Consider the following 24259-nt stretch of genomic DNA (forward strand, 5'->3'; position numbering starts at 1 on the left):
CTATGGCGCGCTCAGACGGCGGCCGTGGCGGGCGCGGCCAGTGCGTGCGGCTCGAGGCCGACGTGGGCGTTGTTGCCGCTGCTGGCCAGCTCGACCTGGCGGTCGTGCAGCTCGGCCAGGGCGCGCTTGTACTCGTTCGGGAACACCTTGACGAACTTGGTGCGCGACTCGGCCCAGTTGTCGAGCAGCTCGCGCGCGCGCTTGCTGCCGGTCCAGCGGTGGTGCTCTTCGAGCAGCTTCTTGAGCTGCGCTTCGTCGGTCTCGCCGCCGTGCCAGATCTTGCGATGCACGCTGGCGGTCTGCTCGGCCGAGGTGAGCACCTTGTCGAGCGACACCATCGAGAGGTTGCAGCGCGAGGCGAACTGGCCGTCTTCGTCATAGACGAAAGCGACGCCGCCGCTCATGCCGGCCGCGAAGTTGCGGCCCGTCTTGCCGAGCACGGCCACCGTGCCGCCGGTCATGTATTCGCAACCGTGGTCGCCGGTGCCTTCGATGACCGCCGTGGCACCCGACAGGCGCACCGCGAAGCGCTCGCCGGCCACGCCGCACAGGTAGGCCTCGCCGGTGGTCGCGCCGTACAGCGCGGTGTTGCCGACGATGGTGTTGCGCGCGGCTTCACCGCGGAAGTCGAGGCTGGGGCGCACCACCACGCGGCCGCCCGAGAGGCCCTTGCCGGTGTAGTCGTTGGCGTCGCCGATCAGGTACAGCGTGATGCCGCGTGCCAGGAAGGCGCCGAACGACTGGCCGCCCGTGCCTTCGAGCTGGATGCGGATCGAGTCGTCGGGCAGGCCCTGCGGATGCACCTTGGTCAGCGCGCCCGAGAGCATCGCGCCCACCGAGCGGTTGACGTTGCGCGCCACTTCGATGAACTGCACCTTCTCGCCCTTGTCGATGGCGGGACGCGACTTCTCGATGAGCTTCACGTCGAGCGCGCGCTCGAGGCCGTGGTCCTGGTTCTCGACATGGAAGCGCGGCACGTCGGCCGGCACGATCGGCAGCGCGAACAGGCGGCTGAAATCCAGGCCCGAAGCCTTCCAGTGTTCGATGCCCTTGCGCATGTCGAGCAGGTCGGCGCGGCCGATCAGGTCGTCGAACTTGCGGATGCCCAGCTGGGCCATGATCTGGCGCACTTCTTCGGCAACGAAGAAGAAGTAGTTGACGACGTGCTCGGGCTTGCCCGAGAACTTCTTGCGCAACACCGGGTCCTGCGTGGCCACGCCCACCGGGCAGGTGTTCAGGTGGCACTTGCGCATCATGATGCAGCCCTCGACCACCAGCGGCGCGGTGGCGAAGCCGAATTCGTCCGCACCCAGCAGCGCGCCGATGGCGACGTCGCGGCCGGTCTTCATCTGGCCATCGGCCTGCACGCGGATGCGGCTGCGCAGGCGGTTGAGCACCAGCGTCTGCTGCGTTTCGGCCAGGCCGATTTCCCACGGGCTGCCCGCATGCTTGATCGACGACCAGGGCGAAGCGCCCGTGCCGCCGTCATGGCCGGCGATCACGACGTGGTCGCTCTTGCACTTGGCCACGCCCGCCGCGATGGTGCCGACGCCGATTTCGCTCACCAGCTTCACGCTGATGCTCGCGTGCGGTGCGGTGTTCTTCAGGTCGTGGATCAGCTGAGCCAGGTCTTCGATCGAGTAGATGTCGTGGTGCGGCGGCGGCGAGATGAGGCCCACGCCCGGCACCGCATAACGCTGCTTGCCGATGTACTCGGTGACCTTGCCGCCGGGCAGCTGACCGCCCTCGCCCGGCTTGGCACCTTGCGCCATCTTGATCTGGATCTGGTCGGCCGAGTGCAGGTACTCGGCGGTGACGCCGAAGCGGCCCGACGCGACCTGCTTGATGCGCGAACGCAGCGAGTCGCCGTCGTTCAGCGGCAGGTCGACCTCGACGTTAGCGGCACCGATCACGCTCTTGAGCGTGTCGCCCTGCTTGATCGGGATGCCCTTCAGTTCGTTGCGGTAGCGCGCCGGGTCTTCACCGCCTTCGCCCGTGTTGCTCTTGCCGCCGATGCGGTTCATGGCAATGGCGAGCGTGGCGTGCGCCTCGGTGCTGATCGAGCCCAGCGACATCGCGCCGGTGGCGAAGCGCTTGACGATCTCGGCAGCCGCCTCGACCTCGTCGACCGGGATGGCCTTGGCCGGATCGATCTTGAACTCGAACAGGCCGCGCAGCGTGAGGTGGCGGCGGTTCTGGTCGTTGATGAGCTGCGCGTACTCCTTGTACGTGTTCCAGTTGTTGGAGCGCGTGCTGTGCTGCAGCTTGGCGATGGCGTCGGGCGTCCACATGTGCTCTTCGCCGCGGGTGCGCCAGGCGTATTCGCCGCCGGCGTCCAGCATGTGGGCGAGCACGGGGTCGTCGCCGAAGGCGGCCTTGTGCATGCGGATGGCTTCTTCGGCGATCTCGAAGACGCCGATGCCTTCCACGCGGCTGGCGGTGCCGGTGAAGTACTTGTTCACCGTCTCGGTGTTCAGGCCGATGGCTTCGAACAGCTGGGCGCCGCAGTAGCTCATGTAGGTGCTGACACCCATCTTCGACATGATCTTCGACAGGCCCTTGCCGATGGCCTTGACGTAGTTGTAGACCGCCTTGTCGGCGCTCAGGTCGCCCGGCAGGTCGGCGTGCATGGCCGCCAGCGTTTCCATCGCGAGGTACGGGTGCACGGCTTCGGCGCCGTAGCCGGCAAGCACGCCGAAGTGATGCACTTCGCGCGCCGAACCGGTTTCGACCACGAGGCCGGCGGTGGTGCGCAGGCCCTCGCGCACGAGGTACTGGTGCACGGCCGACAGCGCCAGCACGGCGGGGATCGCGACTTGCGTCGGGCCCACGCCGCGATCGCTCACGATCAGGATGTTGTGGCCGCCCTTGATGGCATCCACGGCTTCTGCGCACAGCGAGGCCAGCTTGGCTTCGACGCCTTCATCGCCCCAGCCCAGCGGGTAGGTGATGTCGAGCACGTAGCTCTTGAACTTGCCTTGCGTGTAGCGGCCGATGTCGCGCAGCTTCGCCATGTCGGCGAAGTCGAGAATGGGCTGGCTCACTTCGAGCCGCATCGGCGGGTTGACCTGGTTGATGTCCAGCAGGTTCGGCTTGGGGCCGATGAAGGACACGAGCGACATCACGATCGCTTCGCGGATCGGGTCGATCGGCGGGTTGGTCACCTGCGCGAACAGCTGCTTGAAGTAGTTGTACAGCGGCTTGTTCTTGCTGGAGAGCACGGCCAGCGGGCTGTCGTTGCCCATGGAGCCGATGCCCTCTTCGCCGGCCTGCGCCATCGGGCTCATCAGGAACTTGATGTCTTCCTGGGTGTAGCCGAAGGCCTGCTGGCGGTCGAGCAGCGCAACCTGGCTCACGGGGATCGCGGCCGGCTCGGCCTTGACGCTGTCGAGCTTGATGCGCAGGTTCTCGATCCACTGCTTGTAGGGCTTGCTGTTGGCGAGGGTGGCCTTGACCTCCTCGTCGTCGATCATGCGGCCCTGCTCCAGGTCGATGAGGAACATCTTGCCGGGCTGCAGGCGCCACTTGCGCACGATCTTCTGCTCGGGCACGGGCAGCACGCCCGACTCGGAGGCCATGATGACCAGGTCGTCGTCTGTCACGCAGTAACGCGAGGGGCGCAGGCCGTTGCGGTCGAGCGTGGCGCCGATCTGGCGGCCGTCGGTGAACACGATCGAGGCCGGGCCGTCCCACGGCTCGAGCATGGCGGCGTGGTACTCATAGAACGCGCGGCGGCGCGTGTCCATGGTGGCGTGCTGTTCCCAGGGCTCGGGAATCATCATCATCACGGCCTGGCTGATGGGGTAGCCGGCCATCGTCAAGAGCTCGAGGCAGTTGTCGAAGGTGGCGGTGTCGGACTGGCCGGCGAAGCTGATCGGGTAGAGCTTCTGCAGGTCGGCGCCGAGCACGGGCGACGACATCACGCCTTCGCGTGCCTTCATCCAGTTGTAGTTGCCCTTGACCGTGTTGATTTCGCCGTTGTGGGCGACATAACGGTACGGGTGGGCCAGCGGCCACTCGGGGAAGGTGTTGGTCGAGAAGCGCTGGTGCACCAGGCCCAGGGCCGAGACGCAACGCTTGTCCTGCAGGTCGAGGTAGTAGGTGCCCACCTGGTCAGCCAGCAGCAGGCCCTTGTAGACCACGGTGCGGCTGGACATGCTCGGAACGTAGTATTCCTTGCTGTGCTTGAGCTTCAGGCGCTGGATGTTGGCGCTGGCGGTCTTGCGGATCACGTACAGCTTGCGCTCCAGCGCGTCCTGCACGATCACGTCGTTGCCGCGGCCGATGAAGATCTGGCGCAGCAGCGGTTCCTTTTCGCGCACGGTGGGCGACATGGGCATGTCGCGGTTGACCGGCACGTCGCGCCAGCCCAACAGCACCTGGCCTTCGGCCTTGATGGCGCGTTCCATCTCCTGTTCGCAGGCTTCGCGGGAGGCGTGTTCCTTGGGCAGGAAGATCATGCCGACGCCATATTCGCCGGGCGGGGGCAGCGTGACGCCCTGCTTGGCCATTTCTTCGCGGTACAGCAGGTCGGGCAGCTGGATCAGGATGCCCGCGCCGTCGCCCATCAGCTTGTCGGCGCCGACAGCGCCGCGGTGGTCGAGGTTCTCGAGGATCTTCAGGCCCTGCAGCACGATGGCGTGGCTCTTCTCGCCCTTGATGTGGGCGACGAAGCCGACGCCGCAGGCGTCGTGCTCATCGGCACCGGAATACAGACCGTGTTCTTGGAGGTGTTGAATCTCGGCAGCCGTCGTCATGGCGCGCTCCTTCAGTTTTCGCAGGGAAAGGGAGCATATTGCGATGCACAAAGAATGCCAAACACTTTAATAGGGGTCAGATTCCTATTAAATCTTGAGTTTTCTTGTCAGAATTAAATTGGGGACATATTAAAAACAGCAGCACGATGCCCAACAAGGGCGCGGCTTTCGGCCGCTTTCAGTCCGTATCTTTGGCGGGCGTAGGCGGCCGGCCGGCCTTGGCCTTGATCACGCGGCGCTCGGTGGACTTCTGCAAGCTGTTCAGAAAACCGTCGTCGCCGGCCGCCCAGCCGCGCAAGGTGGCCTCAGTCAGGGCCTGCTGATCGGCCGCGCGAACCCCGCCACGCACCAGTTCGGCATACGCCGCCTCCCGCGCGAAGGGCGTGTTGCCGAGTTCCCAGTACAGCGGGTGCGGGGTCAACAGCCTGTCTTGCCGCAGGCCTGCGTAGTGGCCGTGGCTGGACCAGGGGAAGTCGCGCGCCTCTGCGACCATGCCGGCGCGCACCGGGTTCAGGTCGATGTAGGCCATGCAGGTCAGCAGGTAGCGCTCGGTCTGGATCAGTGTCGATCTGTAGCGCCCTTCCCACAAGGTGCCGCTGCGGCCGTGGCGGTCGTTGAAGTAGCGCACGTAGCTGCGCCCGACCGACTGCATGAACTGCGGCAGGCCCGTGGCACTGTCGGGCGTGGCCAGCAGGTGGAAGTGGTTGTCCATCAGCACGTAGGCGTGCAGCGCGATGCCGAAGCGCGCGGCATTCTCGGCCAGCAGGCCGAGCAGCTTCTCGTGGTCGGCGCGGTCCACGAAGATCGGCTGGCGGTTGTTGCCGCGCTGGATCACGTGGTGCGGCATGCCGGCCAGCGTGAGACGGGGGAGACGGGCCATGGGGACGTGGACGACGCCGTCCGAATACTCAGTCCGTCAGGCGGAAGCGCGTGTCGCCCAGCGTGTCGAGCCCGAACTGCGCCAGCAGCTCGCGCAGCCGCGTCGCCGCGCTCGCCTTGCGCTGGCCGGTGTAGCGCGCCAGGATCAGCTCGTTCTTCATGCTGTGCTCCCAGCCGACCAGTTCAGTGACCGTCACGCTGTAGCCGTTGGCTTCCAGGTACAGGCAGCGCAGCACGTTCGTGAGCTGGCTGCCGATTTCGCGCGTGTGCAGCGGATGACGCCACAGCTCGGCCAGCGGCGTGCGCGACAGGGCCAGCGCCTTGGTCTCGCGCAGGCACGCCGCCACTTCGGCCTGGCAGCAGGGCACGAGCACCATGCAGCGCGCTTTCTTGGCCAGGCCGAAGGCGATGGCGTCGTCGGTGGCGGTGTCGCAGGCGTGCAGCGCGGTGACCACGTCGATCTGCGCCGGCAGTTCGCTCGCCTGCGCCGACTCGGCCACGGTGAGGTTCAGGAACGACATGCGCCCGAAGCCCAGCTGCTGCGCCAGCGCGCGGGAGCGCTCGACCAGCTCGCTGCGCGTCTCGATGCCGTAGACATGCCCGCCCTGCCGCGCGCGGAAGAACAGGTCGTAGATGATGAAGCCGAGGTACGACTTGCCCGCCCCATGGTCGGCCAGCGTCGCCTCGGCACCCTCGCCGGGCAACTCGCGCAGCAGCTGCTCGATGAACTGGAACAGGTGATAGACCTGCTTGAGCTTGCGCCGCGAATCCTGGTTGAGCCGGCCTTCGCGCGTGAGGATGTGCAGCTCCTTGAGCAGCTCGACGGACTGGCCTGGCCGCAGGACTTCGGCCAGCTCGGCTTCGGCCTTCGCAGCCTTGTTGGTGGGATGGGCTTTCGCGAGACGGGGCATGGTGTTCTTGTTATTCATGGCGTGGCGCTTCCCGGGCCGACATCGAGCGCGGTCCAGCCGTCAGGACCCAGGGCTTCGAGCGTCTCGATGTTGCGCTCGAAGATCGCCTCGGCCTCTGGAAAAGCCTCGACCGCGCGGTCCATGCTGTCTTCACGCAGCAGGTGCAGCGTGGGGTACGGCGCGCGGTTGGTGGCGTTGGTGATGTCGTCGGCCTCGGTGCCGGCGAACTGGAAATGCGGATGGAAGCTGGCGAGCTGCAGCACGCCGTCGAAGCCCGCGCGGGCCAGCTTGCGCTCGGCGCGCTCGGTGAAATCGTTGAAGTCGAGAAAGTCCGCCAGCGCGTGGGGGACGATCAGCAAGGTGGTGTCGCGCACCTCGGCATCGAACGCCACGAGCGCGCGGGCTTCGGCCAGCAGCGCGTCGATGAGGCGGCCTTCGTGGGTGTCGAGGTAGGTAACGTAGTGGATCTGCCCCTTCACATGCACCGCCTTGGCGAAGGGGCACAAGTTGAGGCCGATCACGGCGCGCTCGAGCCAGCGCCGGGTGTCGGCTTCGGCTTGCGCGGCGTCGATGACCGTCGGGTCGCTCATGCCGTGGCCTCCGTCAGTCGGCGGATGCGCCCGAGGCGCGCAGCGACCGCCATGCCGGCAAGCGAGCAGGCCAGCGTGGCGGTCCAGGTCCAGTGCCAGCCGCCGACGCGGTGCGCCAGCCAGGCCACCGCCGGCGGCGCCAGGAATTGGCCGAGCGACGACGCCTGCTGCATCAGGCCGACGGTGGTCGAGACGGTGCTCGGCCCCGGCGCCAGCCGCACGCCCAGCAGGAACAGCGTGGCCGGCACCATGCCGCCGCCGAGCGAAAAGGCACAGATCGCGGCATAGCGCAGCGCGGGCGGCAGGCCCAGCGCCTCGGCGCCGGCGCCCTGCCCCACCTGCGCGAAGGCGGCGACGCCGCCCAGCGCCATGGCCAGGAAACCCCATTGCAGCAGGCGCTCGGGCGCCACGCCGCGCTGCAGCCAGCGGCCGCCCATGAGGTTGCCGACGATGTTCATCGCCGCGGCCAGCGCGGTCAGCACCGCGCTCCAAGCGGCCGGCACCTTGGCATCGGCATAAATGGCGGGAAGAAAACCGATCACAGCCATCCACTGCGACGAGTACACGGCGAAGGTCAACGCGACCAGCCACGGCGCGCGCGCGCCGACCGTCTCGCGCAGCCGCGACGCCCAACCGGACGATGCGGGCTGCAGGCTCGCGCCGACGACGCGGGGCCGGTCGCGCGGCACCGCCAGCCACACCCAGAGTGCCGCACCCGCCGACACCAGCGAAAGCGTCCACCACCAGTCGGCCCAGCCACCCCAAGCGATCAGGGCCGGCCCGACCAGCAACGCCAGCGCCACGCCGAGCGGCATGTAGGCGCCCCACAGGCCCAGCGCGGCCTTATCGGCGCCCGTAGGTGTCAGTGCGCGGATGAGTCCCGGGCCGGGCATCACCGCCATCAGGAAGCCGATGCCTTCGGCCGCGCGCAGTACGAAGAGCCACAGCACCGCATGCGCCCCGCCCAGCAGGCCGGCGCCGACGGCGCCTCCGAGCAGGCTGGCCGTCGTCAGCACCGCCAGCCCGACGAGCATGCTGCGCCGCAGGCCGATGGAATCGGCCGCGAGCCCAGCCAGCAGCCCGAGCGTCATGCTCGCGACCTGGACCAGCGAGAGCAGGAAGCCCGCCTCGACCAGGTCGATGCCCAGCGACGCCTGCAGTGCCGGCACGGCGGGCGGCAGCTTGCCCAGGTGCAGCGCGGCACTGACGCCGCCCAGCACGACGGCGAAGGCCGCGGCCGGCACGCGGACCGACGCGCTGTTCGAGCGCACGGCCGCCGTCATGCGATGCCCCGGCGGCCGGTCAACCGTTCGTGCTCGCGCATGGCGAAGCGGTCGGTCATGCCGGCGATGTAGTCGGCCACAGCGCGGTGCCGGTCGTGGCGCTCGGCGTACGAGGCGGGCATCTCGGTGCCGCGCGCCAGGTAGGCGTCGAACAGCCCGCGCACGACCTCGCTCGCCTGGTCGGTGGTCTGCGTGACCTGCGGGTGGCGGTAGAGATTGCGGAACAGGAACTGCTTGAGCGCCTCCGACTGCGCCTGCATGACGCCGCTGAAGGCCACCAGCGGCGGCGCTTGGCGCACGGCGTCGGCATCGGCGGGCGCCAGCGCCTCGATGGCCGCGCGCGTCGTGTCGATCACGTCGTAGACCTGCGCGCTGAGCATGCGACGGATGGTTTCATAGAGGACGCGCCGGCCTTGGCCCTGCAGGTGCGGATGCTCGGCCAGCGCCTCGCGGCGGTAGCGTTCGAACAGTTCGACGTCGGCCAGCTGCTCGACACTGATGAGGCCCGAGCGCACACCGTCGTCGATGTCGTGCGCGTTGTAGGCGATGGCGTCGGCCAGGTTGCACAGCTGTGCCTCCAGCCCCGGCTGCGTGCGGTCGAGAAAACGGCGGGCCACGCCCTGCGGCTCGGCCGCCTCGAGGCGTTCGGCGTTGGCGCGCGAGCAGTGCTTGAGGATGCCTTCGCGGGTCTCGAAGCTGAGGTTCAGGCCGTCGTACTGCGGGTAACGGTGCTCCAGCGCATCGACCACGCGCAGGCTCTGCAGGTTGTGTTCGAAGCCACCGTGTTCGGCCATGCAGGCATTGAGCGCGTCCTGGCCCGCGTGGCCGAAGGGCGTGTGGCCCAGGTCATGGGCCAGCGCGATCGCCTCGACCAGGTCTTCGTTGAGGCGCAACGCACGCGCGATGGAGCGGCCCAGCTGCGCGACTTCGAGCGAATGCGTGAGCCGCGTGCGGAACAGGTCGCCCTCGTGGTTCAGGAACACCTGGGTCTTGTAGACCAGCCGGCGGAAGGCGGTGGAATGGACGATGCGGTCGCGGTCGCGCTGGAAGGCGTCGCGCGTGGGCGCGGGCGGCTCCGCGTGGCGCCGTCCGCGCGAGCGCGCGGGGTGGCAGGCGTACGCCGCAAGGCTCATGCCGCGCAGCACTGCGCGAGCACGTCGCGCACCATCGCGTCGGGCGCGCTGCGCACGACGGCGGAGCCGGGCCGGTCGATCACCACAAAGCGAATCTCGCCGGCTTCCGATTTCTTGTCGACGCGCATCAACTCGAGGTAGCGCTCGGCGCCCAGCGCCGGTCCCACGGTGGGCAGGCCGGCGCGCTCGATCAGGCGGGTGAGCCGCGCGACGAAGGCCGCGTCGACGCCGCCGAGCCGCTGCGACAGCTGCGCCGCCATGACCATGCCGCAGCCGACCGCCTCGCCGTGCAGCCATTCGCCGTAGCCCAGGCCCGACTCGATGGCATGGCCGAAGGTGTGGCCGAAATTGAGGATGGCGCGCAGGCCGGTCTCGCGCTCGTCCTGACCGACCACCAGCGCCTTGATCTCGCAGCTGCGCTTCACGGCATGGGCCAGCGCGGCCGGGTCGCGCGCCACCAGCGCTTCGATGTTCGACTCGATCCAGTCGAAGAAAGCCATGTCGTAGATCGGGCCGTACTTGATGACTTCGGCCAGGCCGGCGCTGAGCTCGCGCGGGGGTAGCGTCTGCAGCGTGTCGAGGTCGCACAGTACGAGCTGCGGCTGGTAGAACGCGCCGATCATGTTCTTGCCCAGCGGATGGTTGATGGCCGTCTTGCCGCCCACCGAGGAATCGACCTGCGCCAGCAGCGTGGTCGGCACCTGCACGAAGGGCACGCCGCGCATGTAGCTGGCGGCGGCGAAGCCGGTCATGTCGCCCACCACCCCGCCGCCGAGCGCGAACAGCACCGTCTTGCGGTCGCTGCCGTGGCCCAGCAGGGCGTCGAAGATCAGGTTGAGCGTCTCGAGGTTCTTGTACGCCTCGCCGTCGGGCAACTCGAGCAGGTGGACCGTGCGGAAGCGGCCGGCCAGCACGGTTTGCAGAGCCCGGGCGTAGAGCGGCGCCACGGTGGTGTTGCTGACGATCAGCGCGCTGGCGGCAGCGGGAACGACGCCAAAGCTGGCAGGGTCTTCCAGCAGGCCGCCGCCGATCAGGATCGGGTAGCTGCGCTCGCCGAGCTGGATCTCGACGCGTTCGGGCTTTGGCGGGGCGGAAAGTGCGGGCGAAACGGACAGGGACATGGCCGCGAGTTTAGGCGCTCGGGCCTGCCGGGGTCAGTCCGAGGGCTCTTCCGGATGGGCGCCGGGTTCGACCACCCCGGCCAGTTCGAGCTGCATCACGATGAGGTTGACCAGCACCGCGATCGACGGCCGGCCGGTGTCGACCACGTCATGGGCGGTTTCCCGGTAGAACGGGTCGCGCGCATCGTGCAACTCGCGCAGCCGGCCCAGCGGGTCGGCCACCTGCAGGAGCGGGCGCTTGACGTCGTGGCGCAGGCGCCGGAACAGGTCTTCGGGCGAGGAGCGCAGGTAGATGACGTGGAAATGGTCGCGCAGCTGCTGGCGGTTGGCCTCGCGCAGCACGGCGCCACCGCCGGTCGCCAGCACGCCGTGGGGGTGGGCGGCCAGGTCGGCGATGACCGCCTGCTCGATGTCGCGAAAGGCGGCTTCGCCCTCGCGATCGAAGAAATCACGGATCGTGCAGCCGATGCGCTGCTCGATCACGTGATCGGTGTCGATGAAGGGAGTGTTCAGCCGAGCGCCCAGCCGCCGGCCCACTGCGGACTTTCCGGCGCCGGGCAACCCGACAAGTGCGACCGCCACGCGGTGGCTGCTACGCCCGCGCGTCAGCGCGCGGCGTTGCGGTCGGTAATCATCTTCGGGGTGATAAAGACGAGCATTTCAGTCTTGTTGGCAATACGTTCGCGCTTGCGGAACAACGCCCCCATGTAGGGGATTTCACCCAGTACCGGCACGCGCGATTCGTCATTGGTTTCGGTGAGCTCGAAGATACCACCGATGACGACCGTGCCGCCGTTCTCGACCAGCACCTCGGTCTGCACGTGCTTGGTGTTGATGGCCGGGCCCGCCGAGGTGTTGACACCGCGGGCGTCCTTGCTCACGTCCAAGGTCAGGATGATGTTGCCCTCGGGCGTGATCTGCGGCGTGACCTCGAGTTTCAACACCGCCTTGCGGAACGAGATCGAGGTGGCGCCGCTGGACGTGGCCTGCTGGTAGGGGATTTCCTCGCCCTGCTCGATCAGCGCCTTGGTCTGGTCGGCCGTGATGACGCGGGGGCTGGACACCAGCTTGCCCTTGCCGTCGGCCTCCAGCGCCGAGATTTCGAGGTTCAGCATGCGCGACAAGCTCGAGTTGAACAGCGAGATCGCAAAAGTGCCCGCCGCGTTGCCGCCGGTGCCTGCATCGCCTGCGGGCAGGTTGATGAAGTTGGAGTTGGTCCAGGTGGCTGCTGCGCCGCCGACGCCGCCGGCGTTGGTAGTGGCAGGCATGACGCCGAAGGTGCCGTAGGCCGGATTGCCGTTGGCCGACGCGACGCGTTCGCGGGAGATACCGCCGCCCATCCGCACGCCGAGCGACTTGCCGAAGGTGTCGGAGGCTTCCACGATCCGTGCTTCGATCAGCACTTGACGCACTGGAATGTCCAGCTTCTGGATCAGGTCGGCGACTTGGGCAAGGCGCGAGGGAATATCGGATACGAACAGCTGGTTGGTCCGAGACTCGGCGATCACGCTGCCGCGGGGACTCAGGATGCGTGAGGTGGTATTGCCACTGCCGCCACCACCGCCACCAGCCGAGGCACCAGTCCCAGTTAAGCCCTGCGCAATGGCAATTGCCTTTGTGTAGTTCAGCTGAAATGACTGCGTCCGCAGCGGCTCCAGGTTTTCGATCGCCGCCTTGGCTTCGAACTCGAGCTTTTCTTTGGCGTTGATCTCATCCTTGGGCGCGATCCACAGCACGCTTCCGTTCTTGCGCATGCCCAGGTTCTTCGCCTGCATGATGATGTCGAGCGCCTGGTCCCAGGGCACGTCCTTCAGACGCAGCGTCAGTGCACCGCTGACCGAGTCCGAGGTCACGATGTTGAAGTTCGTGAAGTCGGCGATCACCTGCAGCAGCGAGCGGATCTCGATGTTCTGGAAATTGAGCGACAGCTTCTCGCCGTTGTAGCCGACGCCTTGTGTGAGCTTGCTCGGATCGACCTTGCGCGCGCGGACTTCCACCACGAACTGGTTCTCGCTCTGATAGGCGCTGTGCTCCCAATCGCCCTTGGCATCAATCGTCATGCGCACGCGGTCGCCCGATTGCTGCGAAGTGATCAGCTGAACCGGCGTGCCGAAATCGGCCACGTCGAGGCGGCGGCGCAGGCCTTCCGGCAGCGTCGACTTGGTGAACTCCACCACGAGGCTCTTGCCCTGCTGCTTCACATCGACGCCGACCTGGTTGTTCGGCAGGTCGACCAGCACGCGGCCTGTGTTGTCAGCGCCGAGGCGGAAATCGACATCGCGCAGCGGCAGCGTGTCACGGTTGCGGTTCTCGGCGAAAGTGGTCGCCGCGGAAGCGACGAGCGCCGTCCCGGCCACAGGCTCGAGCACGACCAGCAGCGACTTGCCCTGGATCTCGGCCTTGTACGCCGTGGCCTGCTTCAGGTTCAGCACCACACGGCTGCGGTCACCGGCCTGTACCACGTTGACCGAGCGCAGGTTGCCCTGGTTCACCTCGATAGCCGAACGCCCGATGGCGTTCGTCACACCCGGGAAGTCTAGCGCGATGCGCGCCGGCGTCTGCACGGAGAACCCGGCGGGCACGGCGGTGAGCGGCTGCGCCAGGTCGATGCGGATCACTTCCGCGCCCGACTGGGTCGAGCTCGTCACCGACTCGATCGCATTTTGCGCATGGGCGACGGCCAGGGCACCGAAAGCCAGCAGACCCAGCCCGGCGGCGCGCAGCCACTGTGCCATCGTTGATTTTTTATGGTTCATTTCGCACTCTCTTGCAACTGCAGCGTGGCTACGCGTTCGATCCATTCGCCCGCGGCGTCCTGCACGATCTCTCGCAGGGCGACTTCGGTTTCGTTGATACGGGTGATGCGCCCGTAGTTGAGCCCCAGGTATTCGCCGACGCGCACCTTGTAGAGCAGCTTGTCCACACGCACGAGCGCCACCGGCTGGCCGTTGCGGTTCATGCTGCCGACCATCGCCATCGTGTCGAGCGGGAACGCTTCGAGGGCTTCCTTGCGGCGCGCCAGCTCCGGCGCGATCAGTTCGGAGGTGCTCGGCTGGTTCGACTCCCGGCGCAGCGCCTGGGTCAGCTTCAGCATGTTGAAGGGCTCGAACGACGACGCCTCGGTGTAGGCCTGCGGCGTGAACTTCTTGGGTTCGGAGATCGGCGGCACCGAGGGCTTGATCTGCGCGCGCTGCTCGACCATCCAGCGCTGCAGGTCTTCCTGGTCGGAATCGCCGCAGGCGCTCAGGCCCAGCGTGGCCAGTGCCAGCCACAGGACTTTGGCGACCGGCTTCATTTCTTCGCCTTCGGCGCCGTGGCGCGTTTCTGGGCGGCCCGCTCGTCTTCGTCGAGGTAGCGGTAGGTGCGCGCGGTGGCGTCCATCGTCAGCACGTCCTTGTCCTTCTGCGGTGTGACGGTCACGTTGTTGAGCGTCACGATGCGCGACAGGCTGGCCACGTCGGCCGCGAAGGCGCCCATGTCGTGGTAGCGGCCCGTGACGCGCACGGCGATCGGCAGCTCTGCGTAGTAATCCTTGACCGACACCTGGCCAGGACGGAACAGTTCGAACTGGAGGCTGCGGCCGAGGCCGGCCTGGTTGATGTCCGAGAGCAGCGCGTCCATTTCCGCCTTGCTGGGCAGTTGCTTCTCGAGCAGGATCACGTACTGCTGCACTTGCTCGCGCTGCTTCTTCAGCAGGTCGAGGTTGGCGGCTTGCGCCACTTTCTTCTGGTAGTCGGTCCGGAGCGAGACCTCCTTGGCGCGCTCGGCTTCGAGCTCGTCGTTGGAGTTCGTGAGCCAGACAAACCACAGGCCTGCCAGCACCAGCGCAGACACGGTCAGGCACAGCGCGTAGCGCGGCACCGCCGGCCACATGGAAGGATCGTTCGGATTCAGTCCGCGGAACTGGTCGCCGAAGTTCCGCAGTGCGGTGGCGAGGTCGACTTTGGGGAGGGATCGGTTGCTGATGGCCATTATCGATTACCCCTTCGCCTGCGCCTTGACAGCCAGGGCCTTCTCGGCCTCCGCCTTCTGGGCATCCGTGGGCCGCTTGAGGCCGATGCGCATCGTGAAGTTCGCCACGCGGCGCTGGTCGCGCTGGCTCAGGTTCACGTTGGCCGAGGTGATTTCGACCAGCTCGGGCTTCACCAGCCAGGGGCTGTTGTTGCCGAGGTTGCGCAGCAGTTCCGACACGCGCTCGTTCGACTGCGCCATGCCTTGCAGGGTCACGGTCTGGTTCTCCTGTTTCATGCTGGAGAGGTAGACGCCGTCGGGCAGTTGCCGGACGAGTTCGTTGAGCAGGTGCACGGGCAGATTGCGGTCGCCTTGCAGGTCTTCCACGGCCAACTGGCGCGCGCGCAAGGCTGCGATTTCTTCCTGCAGTGTCGAGATTTCCTTGATCTCGACTTCGAGCTTCTTGATCTCGGCCTGAAGGAAACCGTTCTTCGATTGCTGGGCCGAAATCTGGGCCTCGAACCACAGGTAACCGAGGCCGGCGATCAGGGCGCCCAACAGCGCGGCACCACCCAGGGTGCCGTAGAAAGCCTCGCGGCGGCGCTTGCGCGCGGCTTCGCGGTGCGGAAGCAGATTGATCAGGATCACTGCAGGAATCTCCGCATAGCCAAGCCGCAGGAGGTCAGATAGGAAGGCGCTTCGCGGCGGACCTTCTTCTCGCGAATGCTGGGGCCGAAGTCCATGCCGTCGAACGGATTCACGAGCGAGCAGGCAAAAGAGGTCTGGCGGGTCACGGCATTGGTCAGCCCCGGCAGCGACGACGAGCCGCCCGCCAGCAGCACGTAGTCGACGCGGTTGTGCGGCGTACTGGTGAAGAAGAACTGCAACGCCCGCGCGATTTCCTGCGCGATGCTTTCGACGAAGGGCTTGAGCACGCCCGAACCGTAGTCGTCGGGCAGGTCGCCGCTGCGCTTCTTGGCTTCAGCTTCCTCGGCGGAAAAACCGTACTGGCGCACGATCATCTGGCTCAGTTGGGCTCCGCCAAAGGCCTGATCGCGGTCGTACAGCACCTCCTGGTTGCGCAGCACCTGCATGCTGGTCGTGAAGGCGCCGACTTCGAACAGCGCCACGATGGCGTCCACGCCCTTGCCCGGGAGTTGCTCGATCAGGCGCGCGGTTGCGAGGCGCGAGGCATACGACTCGACATCGAGAATCATGGCCTTCAGGCCCGCGGCTTCCGCCAGGCCTTCGCGGTCCTGCACCTTCTCCTTGCGGGAGGCGGCGATCAGCACTTCCACGTCGCCAACGGAGGTCGTGCTCGGTCCCGTCACGCAGAAGTCGAGGCTCACTTCATCGAGCGAGAACGGGATGTACTGGTTGGCTTCGGATTCGACCTGGATCTCGAGTTCCTGCTCGCTCATGCCGCCCGGGAGAATGATCTTCTTGGTGATGACCGCCGAGGGCGGCAGCGCCAGCGCCACGTTGCGGGTCTTGGTGCCGCTCTTGCGCACGACGCGGCGCACGGCTTCGGCGACTTCGTCGAATTTCTCGACGTTGCCGTCGGTGATCCAGCCGCGTTCGAGCGGTTCGATGGCGCAGCGCTCCAGGACCAGCTTGCCGCTGGCCTCACGGCCGAGCTCCACCAGCTTCACGCTGGACGAACTGACGTCCAGTCCCAGCAGGGGGGCGTTCTGACGACGAAACAATGATCCAAGAGCAGCCAAGTTAGGTCCCTCTCCCCCTGTTATTTGTAACCAATGGAAAAATATGCGTTCGGTTGCATGCTAGCAGCAGGCACAGCGCCCACCAAGCGTGCAGAAAGCCCGGAACCGACAACCGTTGTCAAAACGTGACGTCAAAGCCGCATTCTGTAACTTTCTGCTTAGCCCCTGGAGAGGGAATGCGCGAGGTAACAAAGATCCGGAGGCGCCGAGGGGGCGGCTTTTTATAATGTCCGGTGACTCTCCGGGCCCCCATGCAAGAAACTTCCAGCCCGAAAGGGCGCGCCAAGACTCCTCCACCCGAACGCCCCTTCTGGCTGAAATGGCTGTTGCGTTTCGTGTTCTGGGGGGCGGGCATCGCTGCGGCGGGCCTGCTTTCCATCCTGTGCGTGGTGGCCGTGGCCCTGGCAGTGGCCTATCCCAACCTGCCGGATATCTCGGAACTCTCCGACTACCGACCCAAGCTGCCGCTGCGCGTGTTCTCCGCCGAAGGCACGCAGATCGGCGAATTCGGGGAAGAGCGACGCAACCTCACTCCCATTGCCGCAATCCCCAAGGTCGTGAAGGACGCCGTCCTGGCCGCCGAAGACGCCCGCTTCTATGACCATGGCGGCGTCGACTACAAGGGGCTGGTGCGCGCCGGCCTCGCCAACCTGAACCGCGTGAAGAGCCAGGGCGCCTCCACCATCACGATGCAGGTGGCCCGCAACGTCTACCTGAGCTCCGAGAAGACGCTGACCCGCAAGATCTACGAGGTGCTGCTGACCTTCAAGCTGGAGCACATGCTCACGAAGGACCAGATCTTCGAGATCTACCTGAACCAGATCTACCTGGGCAACCGCGCCTACGGTTTCGCGGCCGCTTCCGAAGCCTATTTCGGCAAGCCGCTGTCCGAGATGACGATCGCCCAGGCCGCCATGCTCGCCGGCCTGCCGAAGGCGCCCGGCGCGAACAACCCGGTCAACAACCCGCAGCGCGCACGCGGGCGCCAGTTCTACGTGATCGACCGCATGCAGGAGGCCGGCTTCATCACCGCCGAGCAGGCGGCCGAGGCCAAGAAGGAAGAGCTGCACCTGCGCGACGCCGCAGACCCGAACCGCCTGCACGCCGAGTACGTGGCCGAAACCGTGCGCCAGCTGATGTACGCCCAGTACGGCGACAGCACCTACACGCGCGGCCTCAAGGTCTACACCTCGCTGGTCGCGGCCGACCAGGCCGCAGCCTACAAGGCGCTGCGCAAGGGCATCATGGATTACGAGCGCCGTCAGGTGTACCGCGGCCCCGAGAAGTTCATCGACCTGCCGAACGACCCGAAGGAACTCGACGAGGCGGTGGACGACGTGCTGAACGACCACCCCGACAACGGCGACGTGATGGCGGCCGTGGTGCTCAAGGCCACGCCCAAGGAAATCCAGGCCATCCGGGCCAATGGCGACGCCGTGCAGATCACGGGCGACGGCCTCAAGCCCGCGCAGTCCGGCCTGTCGGACAAGGCCCCCCCCAACATCAAGATCCGCCGCGGCGCCGTGATCCGCGTCGCGAAGACGCCCAAGAACACCTGGGAAATCACCCAACTGCCCGAGGTGGAAGGCGCGTTCGTGGCCATGGACCCGCGCGACGGCGCCATCAAGGCGCTGGTCGGCGGCTTCGACTTCGGCAAGAACAAGTTCAACCACGTCACGCAGGCCTGGCGCCAGCCGGGCTCGAGCTTCAAGCCCTTCATCTACTCGGCCGCGCTCGAAAAGGGCTTCACCCCCGCCACGGTCATCAACGACGGCCCGCTGTTCTTCGATGCTGGCACCACCGGCGGCCAGCCCTGGGAGCCCAAGAACTACGGCGGCGGCTTCGACGGTCCGATGTCGATGCGCACGGCGCTGATGAAGTCGCGCAACCTCGTGTCGATCCGCATCCTGCAATCCATCGGCACGCGCTACGCGCAGGACTGGATCACCAATTTCGGCTTCGACAAGGACAAGCACCCCGCCTACCTGCCGATGGCGCTCGGTGCCGGCGCCGTCACGCCGATGCAGATGGCGGTGGGCTATTCGGTGTTCGCCAACGGCGGCTACCGCGTGAATCCGTACCTCGTGACCCGCGTCACCGACCACAAGGACCGCGTGCTGGTCGACGTCCAGCCGCCGCTGCTGAATGAAGCCTCGCGCGCCATCCCGCAGCGCAACGCCTTCATCATGGACACGCTGCTGCAGTCCATCACGCGCGCCGGCACGGCCGCGAAGGCGCAGGCGATGCTCAAGCGCCCCGACCTCTACGGCAAGACAGGCACCACCAACGACTCGCTCGACGCCTGGTTCGCGGGCTTCCAGCCCACCATGACGGCAATCTCGTGGATCGGCTACGACACGCCGCGCAACCTGGGCGATCGCGAAACCGGCGGTGGCCTGAGCCTGCCGATCTGGATCAACTACATGGAAACCGCCCTCAAGGGCGTGCCCGTGACCGACCTGTCGACCACGCCGCCTTCGGGCATCGTGAGCGTCGGCGGCGAGTGGTACTACGACGACTACGCGCCGGGCCGCGGCGTGTCGAGCCTGGGCGTGGAATCCTCCGCGCCGGTGGCCCCGGCCGAAGCCCTGAGCGGCCCGGCGATCAGCGCGCCTGCGCCGCCCGAGGAGCGCAACCGCATCCTCGACCTGTTCAGGAACTGATCGAGAAAGCGGGAAAGCGGCGGCTCAGGCCGCCGCGAACACCAGCGGCTGCCCTGCCTGCAGGGTCGCCTCGCGCGACAGGTTGCCGAAGAATTCTTCCCCGGTCTTGGTGTCCACCCACACCCGGCCGTCGTGCCGGTAGTGGTAGCCGCCGGAGCGCGCCGCCAGCCAGATTTCCTGCAGCGGCTTCTGCAGGTTCACGATCAGCTGGCTGCCGTTGCGAAACGACATCGTGATCATCCCGCCGACCCGCTGGTTGTCGATGTCGGCGTCGGTCGCGTCGTTGATGCGGTCGCAGCCCTGCTCGATGGCAGCAAGCGCCGCCTCGGCGCGGTCCATGTACTCGGTGTCGGTCATTACAATTTCAGCATGTTGAATGTTCGCCAAATTCTAGTGAGCGCTCGCGCCCGCACCGCGCTCATGGTCTGCCTTGCCGCCAGCGCGGCCGGCCTTGCGGCGTGCGGACAGCGCGGCGCGCTCTATCTGCCGACCGATCCGGCGGCCGCCCAGCGCGCCACCTTGCCCCAATTGCTCACCCCCGGCGGCTCCAAGGCCTCCGACAACGAAGCGGCCCCCAAGCCCGCCGCAGCGAGCAGCGCCCCCACCTCTCCCCAGAAATGACGACGAACACCCCCCTGCCCGGCCACCCCCACATCGCCCACCGCGACGGCGCCCTGCACGTCGAGGGCGTCGCGCTCGACGCGCTGGCGCACACGCATGGCACGCCGCTGTTCGTCTATTCGAAGCAGTGGATGCTCGACGCCCTGGCCGCCTACCAGCGCGGCTTCGAGGGCCGCGAGGCGCTGATCTGCTACGCGATGAAGGCCAACTCGTCGCTGGGCGTGCTGCGCGTGTTCGCCGAAGCCGGCTGCGGTTTCGACATCGTCTCGGGCGGCGAGCTGTCGCGTGTGTTGGCCGTGGGCGCCGATCCGAAGAAGATCATCTTCTCGGGCGTCGGCAAGACGCGCGCCGAGATGCGCCAGGCCCTGGCGGCCGGCATCGCCTGCTTCAACGTCGAGAGCGAAGCCGAGCTCGACGTGCTCAACGAGGTGGCGCTGGCCGAGAAGGTGCGCGCGCCGATCAGCATCCGCATCAATCCGAACGTCGACCCGAAGACGCACCCCTACATTTCCACCGGCCTGAAGGGCAACAAGTTCGGCATCGCGCACGACCGTGCGGTGCAGGCCTATCAGCACGCCGCCCGGCTGCCGGGCCTTGAGGTGGTCGGCATCGACTGCCACATCGGCTCGCAGATCACCGAAGCCTCGCCCTACCTGGACGCCTGCGACCGCGTGCTCGACCTGGTGGAAGCCATCGAGGCGGCCGGCGTGCCGATCCATCACCTGGACTTCGGCGGCGGCCTGGGCATCGACTACAACGGCGAAGTGCCGCCCAAGGCCGATGCGCTGTGGCAGCAGCTGCTCGCCAAGCTCGACGCGCGCGGCTTCGGCCAACGCAAGCTGGTGATCGAACCCGGCCGCTCGCTGGTCGGCAATGCCGGCGTGTGCGTGACCGAGGTGCTCTACACCAAGCCCGGCGAAGACAAGAACTTTTGCATCGTCGATGCGGCCATGAACGACCTGCCGCGCCCCGCGATGTACCAGGCCTTCCAGAAGATCGTGCCGCTGCGCGAGCGCGCCGGCGACGCGCCGACCTACGACGTGGTGGGCCCGGTCTGCGAAAGCGGCGACTGGATCGGCCGCGACCGCGCGCTCAACGTGGTGGCCGGCGACCTGCTGGCCGTGCTGTCGGCGGGTGCGTACTGCGTGAGCATGGCCAGCAACTACAACACGCGCGGCCGTGCAGCAGAGGTTCTGGTGAGCGGCGCAGCAGCGAAGCTGATCCGGCGCCGCGAGACGATAGAAGACCAGCTACGCAATGAGCTGTAGTACACCGAGATCTGAGCGCATGCGCGGTGTTGCGTCGCAGCACAACAGATCCAGTAAGCAGGCTTAGTTGCCGGTGAAACGGAACTAGGAGCCATACCAAGCAAGGCCCGGGAACTGAATTTGATAGGCCGCGCGCCGTTATCCTTCGCCGATGGCCTTACCCAACCTGAAAAAGCTACGCACTGACCGGCTGCTGTCCCAGATCCAACTCGGCGAAGCTATCGGCATTTCCTCGCGAACCCTAATGCGATGGGAGGCCGGGCAAGGCGAGCCAGGAGCGTCCGAACTGCTGCTGATCGCTCGCTTCTTTGGTGTGAGCATCGACCAACTGGTCGGCGACCTGCTGCCGCCAGAATCTACAGGTGAACTCCCTCGGGTTCGCGACCTGTCGGGACGACAACTCGATTATTGGGTGGCCCGCACGCGAGGCCTGCCAGCCGAGATGCTGGAAGACGGGCCAGTCATATATGTGCCAGGCGAAGGGCAGCAACCAATTCCCGGTTACAGCACCGACCCTTCGCATGCCAACGCTATCATGGAAAGCATGGGCATGCACTTGTGCCCCGCGCCAACAGGATCCAGATTCGATGGCGAAGTGAAGCAGCAGCCCGGCTGGATAGCCCGTTGCGCAGAGAGCCCGAGGGCAGCGTGGGGGCGAACTATGCTCGAGGCCGGCATGCGGGCGTACCTGTGCTTCAAAATCGGCGATCAAGTGCTGACATGATGCGTCACAAGGCTCGCGTGATCTGACAAATTTGTTCACCAAAAACACAATTTGTCTCAATTAATTGGCGCGACAGCCTCCGGTTTACGGGTTTCCTCTTAAATAACCAATGCTTTAGCGCTCATTTTTAAGCGAGTTGCGTCTGGCACACCTCCTGCGGATAGGTAGACGCTCCGGGAGGAAGTCTCCCGGCGAATCAACCCAACCGAGGATTTTCATGAACCACCGCACTCTCGCACGCCGCGCTCAAGCCGGCTTCACCCTCATCGAACTGATGATCGTTGTGGCGATCATCGGCATTTTGGCTGCCGTGGCTCTGCCAGCTTATCAAGACTATGTAGCGAAGTCGCAAGTCGCAGGCGGTCTCGCCGAAATCACTCCCGGCAAGACGAATGCAGAAGACAAGATCGCTAGCGGCACAGCGGTTGGTGGTCCTGCAGATCTCGGCCTGTCTGCGGCAGCTACTAAGCGGTGCACGATTACCACCACAAAGTTTGGTGCGACGGACAAGGGCGAAGGTACTATTGTTTGCACTTTGATCGGCAATGCTCAAGTCAACGCAAAGACAGTCACTTGGTCCCGTACGGCTGACAATGACACGACGGGCGTTTCGGGAGTTTGGAGCTGCGCCACTTCCGTTGCCAACAAATTGGCCCCTAAGGAGTGCCCAGGCGTGTGATCGACTGATCATCTAAATGCAAAAGCCGCCTTCGGGCGGCTTTTTCGCGCCAGCAGCGTCGGACCTGCTCACTCCGCCAGCACTTTACTGAACAGTGCGAGGTCCATCTTGATGTGACCTCGAAAGGTCATCGCAACCGCATTTGAATAGATAGCCCATTGCTGTGACGCGGCGCGTCCCGGAGGGTCTACACAACTTTATTTGGGGAGATCGGACATACCATCGCCTCGATAGCTGGACAGCCCCGCAGCCGCAGATGAGACCTTTCGCCCATTGCTGCCGCCCACGGGCTTTCGGGGCATTAAGCGACTCCAGACGCGCCACGCCAGCAGCACCCCGATGATCGCGGCGTAGACGAACACTTCGGCGAAGTTGTTCTTGCCCGCGCGCATCCAGAAGAAGTGCAGCAGCCCGAGCCCCGCGATCCCGTAGACCAGCTTGTGCAGCAGCTGCCAGCGCTTGGCGCCCATCGCCTTGATCGCGCGGTTGAACGAGGTGGCCGCCAGCGGCGTCAGCAGCACGAAGGCCGAGAACCCCACCAGGATGAACGGCCGCTTGGCGATGTCCTTGGCGATCTCGCCCCACTCGAAGCCCATGTCGAACCAGCTGTAGCACAGCAGGTGCAGCACCACGTAGAAGTACGCGAACAGGCCCAGCATGCGGCGCAGCCGCGCCAGCGCATTGAGCTTGGCGATCACGCGCAGCGGCGTCACCGCCAGCACGATGCACAGGAAGCGCAAGGTCCAGTCGCCCGTCGCGCGGATCAGGAACTCGGCGGGGTTCGCGCCCAACCCGTCGGTGAAGGCGCCGAAGGCCAGCCGCGCGAACGGCAGCAGGCACAGCAGGAAGACGACCGGCTTGGTCGCCGGGTGCATGAGCAGCTTGTTCAGCATGGCGCAACGACCGGGCGGGCGCGCCCGCTCAGTAGTTCTTCTTCAGGTCCATGCCGGCGTAGAGCTGGCCGACCTGCGCCTCGTAGCCGTTGAACATCTCGGTCTTGCGCCGCTTCGCGAACAGGCCACCGCCGTCGCCGATACGGCGCTCGGTCGCCTGGCTCCAGCGCGGGTGGTCGACGTTCGGGTTCACGTTCGAATAGAAGCCGTACTCCTGCGCCGCCGCCTTGTTCCAGGCCGTGCTCGGCTCCTTCTCGACGAAGCGGATCTTGACGATCGACTTGGCCGACTTGAATCCGTACTTCCATGGCACCACGAGCCGCACCGGCGCACCGTTCTGGTTGGGCAGCACCTCGCCGTACATGCCGAAGGCCAGCAGCGTGAGCGGGTGCATCGCCTCATCCATGCGCAGGCCCTCGGTGTAGGGCCAGTCGAGCACGCGCGAGCCGACGAAGGGCATGGTCTTCGGATCGGCCAGCGTCACGAACTCGACGAACTTGGCATTGCCCTGCGGCTCGACCTTCTTGATGAGCTCGGCCAGCGAGTAGCCCACCCACGGGATCACCATCGACCAGCCCTCGACGCAGCGCAGGCGGTAGATGCGCTCTTCCTGCGCGCTGAGCTTGAGCAGGTCCTCGATGCCGTACTTGCCCGGCTTCTTGACCAAGCCTTCGACCTCCACGGTCCACGGCCGCGTCTTGAGCGTGCCGGCGTTCTTCACCGGATCACCCTTGTCGACGCCGAACTCGTAGTAGTTGTTGTAACTGCTCGCGTCCTTGTAGTCGGTGAGCTTTTCCATCGTCTGCGCGCCCGGCACGGCCGATTTGGCGCCCGGCAGCAGGGCCAGCTTGTGCGGGCCGGTCGCCTGGGCGAAGGCCTCGCGCCCGGCAAAGGTGGCGAGCGCCGCACCCGCGGCACCGCCGGCCATCAGCTTGAGCAGGTCGCGCCGGCCTTCGTAGGCGGCGCGCGGCGTGATCTCGCTCGACAGCGGATGGTTGAAACCGCGGGTGTCGCGACGGTGCGAACGGGAAGGGAACGACATGACAGGCCTTTCGCGTGAAT

The 24259-nt window shown here is 66.3% G+C and carries 21 protein-coding genes; 5 read left to right on the plus strand and 16 right to left on the minus strand.

Annotation, left to right across the window (positions count from 1 at the left end):
* Positions 1-11: 11 nt before the first annotated feature.
* The 13 genes from ACAM52_RS22890 to ACAM52_RS22950 all read right to left on the minus strand — a co-directional run bounded on the left by ACAM52_RS22890 (position 12) and on the right by ACAM52_RS22950 (position 16349).
* Positions 12-4757, minus strand: a complete 4746-nt coding sequence (locus ACAM52_RS22890) for a glutamate synthase-related protein (RefSeq protein ID WP_307695401.1) — start codon at positions 4755-4757, stop codon at positions 12-14.
* 178 nt (positions 4758-4935) lie between these two features.
* Complete coding sequence (locus ACAM52_RS22895) at positions 4936-5637, minus strand: transposase (RefSeq protein WP_307584246.1); 702 nt, start codon at positions 5635-5637, stop codon at positions 4936-4938.
* 28 nt (positions 5638-5665) lie between these two features.
* Complete coding sequence (locus tag ACAM52_RS22900) at positions 5666-6547, minus strand: SAM-dependent methyltransferase (protein WP_369647765.1); 882 nt, start codon at positions 6545-6547, stop codon at positions 5666-5668.
* A gap of 14 nt (positions 6548-6561) precedes the next feature.
* A complete protein-coding gene (locus ACAM52_RS22905; protein ID WP_369644636.1) occupies positions 6562-7137 on the minus strand; it encodes a DUF1415 domain-containing protein in 576 nt (191 codons plus the stop codon).
* Positions 7134-8420 (minus strand): CynX/NimT family MFS transporter, encoded by a 1287-nt coding sequence (locus tag ACAM52_RS22910; protein ID WP_369644637.1) that lies wholly within the window; start codon positions 8418-8420, stop codon positions 7134-7136. The genes ACAM52_RS22905 and ACAM52_RS22910 overlap by 4 nt, the downstream gene beginning before the upstream one ends.
* The gene (locus tag ACAM52_RS22915) at positions 8417-9553 is read right to left on the minus strand and encodes a deoxyguanosinetriphosphate triphosphohydrolase (protein ID WP_369644638.1); all 1137 of its coding nucleotides are present in this window, start codon (positions 9551-9553) and stop codon (positions 8417-8419) included. Before ACAM52_RS22915 ends, ACAM52_RS22910 begins: the two co-directional genes overlap by 4 nt.
* Positions 9550-10674, minus strand: a complete 1125-nt coding sequence (gene aroB / locus ACAM52_RS22920) for a 3-dehydroquinate synthase (protein ID WP_369644639.1) — start codon at positions 10672-10674, stop codon at positions 9550-9552. Before aroB ends, ACAM52_RS22915 begins: the two co-directional genes overlap by 4 nt.
* Before the next feature lie 33 nt (positions 10675-10707).
* Positions 10708-11256, minus strand: a complete 549-nt coding sequence (locus ACAM52_RS22925; protein WP_062471759.1) for a shikimate kinase — start codon at positions 11254-11256, stop codon at positions 10708-10710.
* Positions 11257-11279: 23 nt separating this feature from the next.
* A complete protein-coding gene (pilQ, locus tag ACAM52_RS22930) occupies positions 11280-13430 on the minus strand; it encodes a type IV pilus secretin PilQ (protein WP_369644640.1) in 2151 nt (716 codons plus the stop codon).
* Positions 13427-13969 carry a pilus assembly protein PilP gene (locus ACAM52_RS22935; RefSeq protein WP_070059946.1) on the minus strand — a complete coding sequence of 181 codons (543 nt, stop codon included), beginning with the start codon at positions 13967-13969 and terminating at the stop codon, positions 13427-13429. Before ACAM52_RS22935 ends, pilQ begins: the two co-directional genes overlap by 4 nt.
* Positions 13966-14646 carry a type 4a pilus biogenesis protein PilO gene (locus ACAM52_RS22940; protein ID WP_369644641.1) on the minus strand — a complete coding sequence of 227 codons (681 nt, stop codon included), beginning with the start codon at positions 14644-14646 and terminating at the stop codon, positions 13966-13968. The genes ACAM52_RS22935 and ACAM52_RS22940 overlap by 4 nt, the downstream gene beginning before the upstream one ends.
* 6 nt (positions 14647-14652) lie before the next feature.
* Positions 14653-15273 (minus strand): PilN domain-containing protein, encoded by a 621-nt coding sequence (locus tag ACAM52_RS22945; RefSeq protein ID WP_369644642.1) that lies wholly within the window; start codon positions 15271-15273, stop codon positions 14653-14655.
* Positions 15270-16349 (minus strand): pilus assembly protein PilM, encoded by a 1080-nt coding sequence (locus ACAM52_RS22950; protein WP_369644643.1) that lies wholly within the window; start codon positions 16347-16349, stop codon positions 15270-15272. The genes ACAM52_RS22945 and ACAM52_RS22950 overlap by 4 nt, the downstream gene beginning before the upstream one ends.
* Positions 16350-16600: 251 nt before the next feature.
* On the opposite strand from ACAM52_RS22950, the gene ACAM52_RS22955 reads away from it, so the two are divergent.
* A complete protein-coding gene (locus ACAM52_RS22955; protein WP_369644644.1) occupies positions 16601-19012 on the plus strand; it encodes a penicillin-binding protein 1A in 2412 nt (803 codons plus the stop codon).
* Positions 19013-19036: 24 nt separating this feature from the next.
* On the opposite strand, the gene cyaY is transcribed toward ACAM52_RS22955, so the two are convergent.
* The gene (gene cyaY / locus ACAM52_RS22960) at positions 19037-19369 is read right to left on the minus strand and encodes an iron donor protein CyaY (protein ID WP_062471779.1); all 333 of its coding nucleotides are present in this window, start codon (positions 19367-19369) and stop codon (positions 19037-19039) included.
* 12 nt (positions 19370-19381) lie between these two features.
* Between cyaY and ACAM52_RS22965 the strand changes: the two genes are divergently transcribed.
* The 4 genes from ACAM52_RS22965 (at position 19382) to ACAM52_RS22980 (ending at position 22304) form a co-directional block, all read left to right on the plus strand.
* Positions 19382-19633 carry a lipoprotein gene (locus ACAM52_RS22965; protein WP_369644645.1) on the plus strand — a complete coding sequence of 84 codons (252 nt, stop codon included), beginning with the start codon at positions 19382-19384 and terminating at the stop codon, positions 19631-19633.
* A complete protein-coding gene (gene lysA / locus ACAM52_RS22970) occupies positions 19630-20901 on the plus strand; it encodes a diaminopimelate decarboxylase (protein WP_369644646.1) in 1272 nt (423 codons plus the stop codon). The genes ACAM52_RS22965 and lysA overlap by 4 nt, the downstream gene beginning before the upstream one ends.
* A gap of 151 nt (positions 20902-21052) precedes the next feature.
* Positions 21053-21625 (plus strand): helix-turn-helix domain-containing protein, encoded by a 573-nt coding sequence (locus ACAM52_RS22975; protein WP_369644647.1) that lies wholly within the window; start codon positions 21053-21055, stop codon positions 21623-21625.
* A gap of 217 nt (positions 21626-21842) precedes the next feature.
* Positions 21843-22304 (plus strand): pilin, encoded by a 462-nt coding sequence (locus ACAM52_RS22980; protein ID WP_369644648.1) that lies wholly within the window; start codon positions 21843-21845, stop codon positions 22302-22304.
* A gap of 197 nt (positions 22305-22501) precedes the next feature.
* Here the strand turns inward: ACAM52_RS22980 and ACAM52_RS22985 are convergent, their stop codons facing one another.
* Together ACAM52_RS22985 and msrP are read right to left on the minus strand one after the other, a co-directional pair.
* Entirely contained in the window at positions 22502-23194 is a 693-nt protein-coding gene (locus ACAM52_RS22985) for a sulfite oxidase heme-binding subunit YedZ (RefSeq protein WP_369647766.1), read from the minus strand.
* 31 nt (positions 23195-23225) lie between these two features.
* Positions 23226-24239 carry a protein-methionine-sulfoxide reductase catalytic subunit MsrP gene (gene msrP, locus ACAM52_RS22990; RefSeq protein ID WP_369644649.1) on the minus strand — a complete coding sequence of 338 codons (1014 nt, stop codon included), beginning with the start codon at positions 24237-24239 and terminating at the stop codon, positions 23226-23228.
* Positions 24240-24259: the final 20 nt, after the last annotated feature.

It is taken from the genome of Variovorax sp. V118 (assembly GCF_041154445.1).
In the GTDB taxonomy this organism is placed as follows: Bacteria; Pseudomonadota; Gammaproteobacteria; order Burkholderiales; family Burkholderiaceae_C; genus Variovorax; species Variovorax boronicumulans.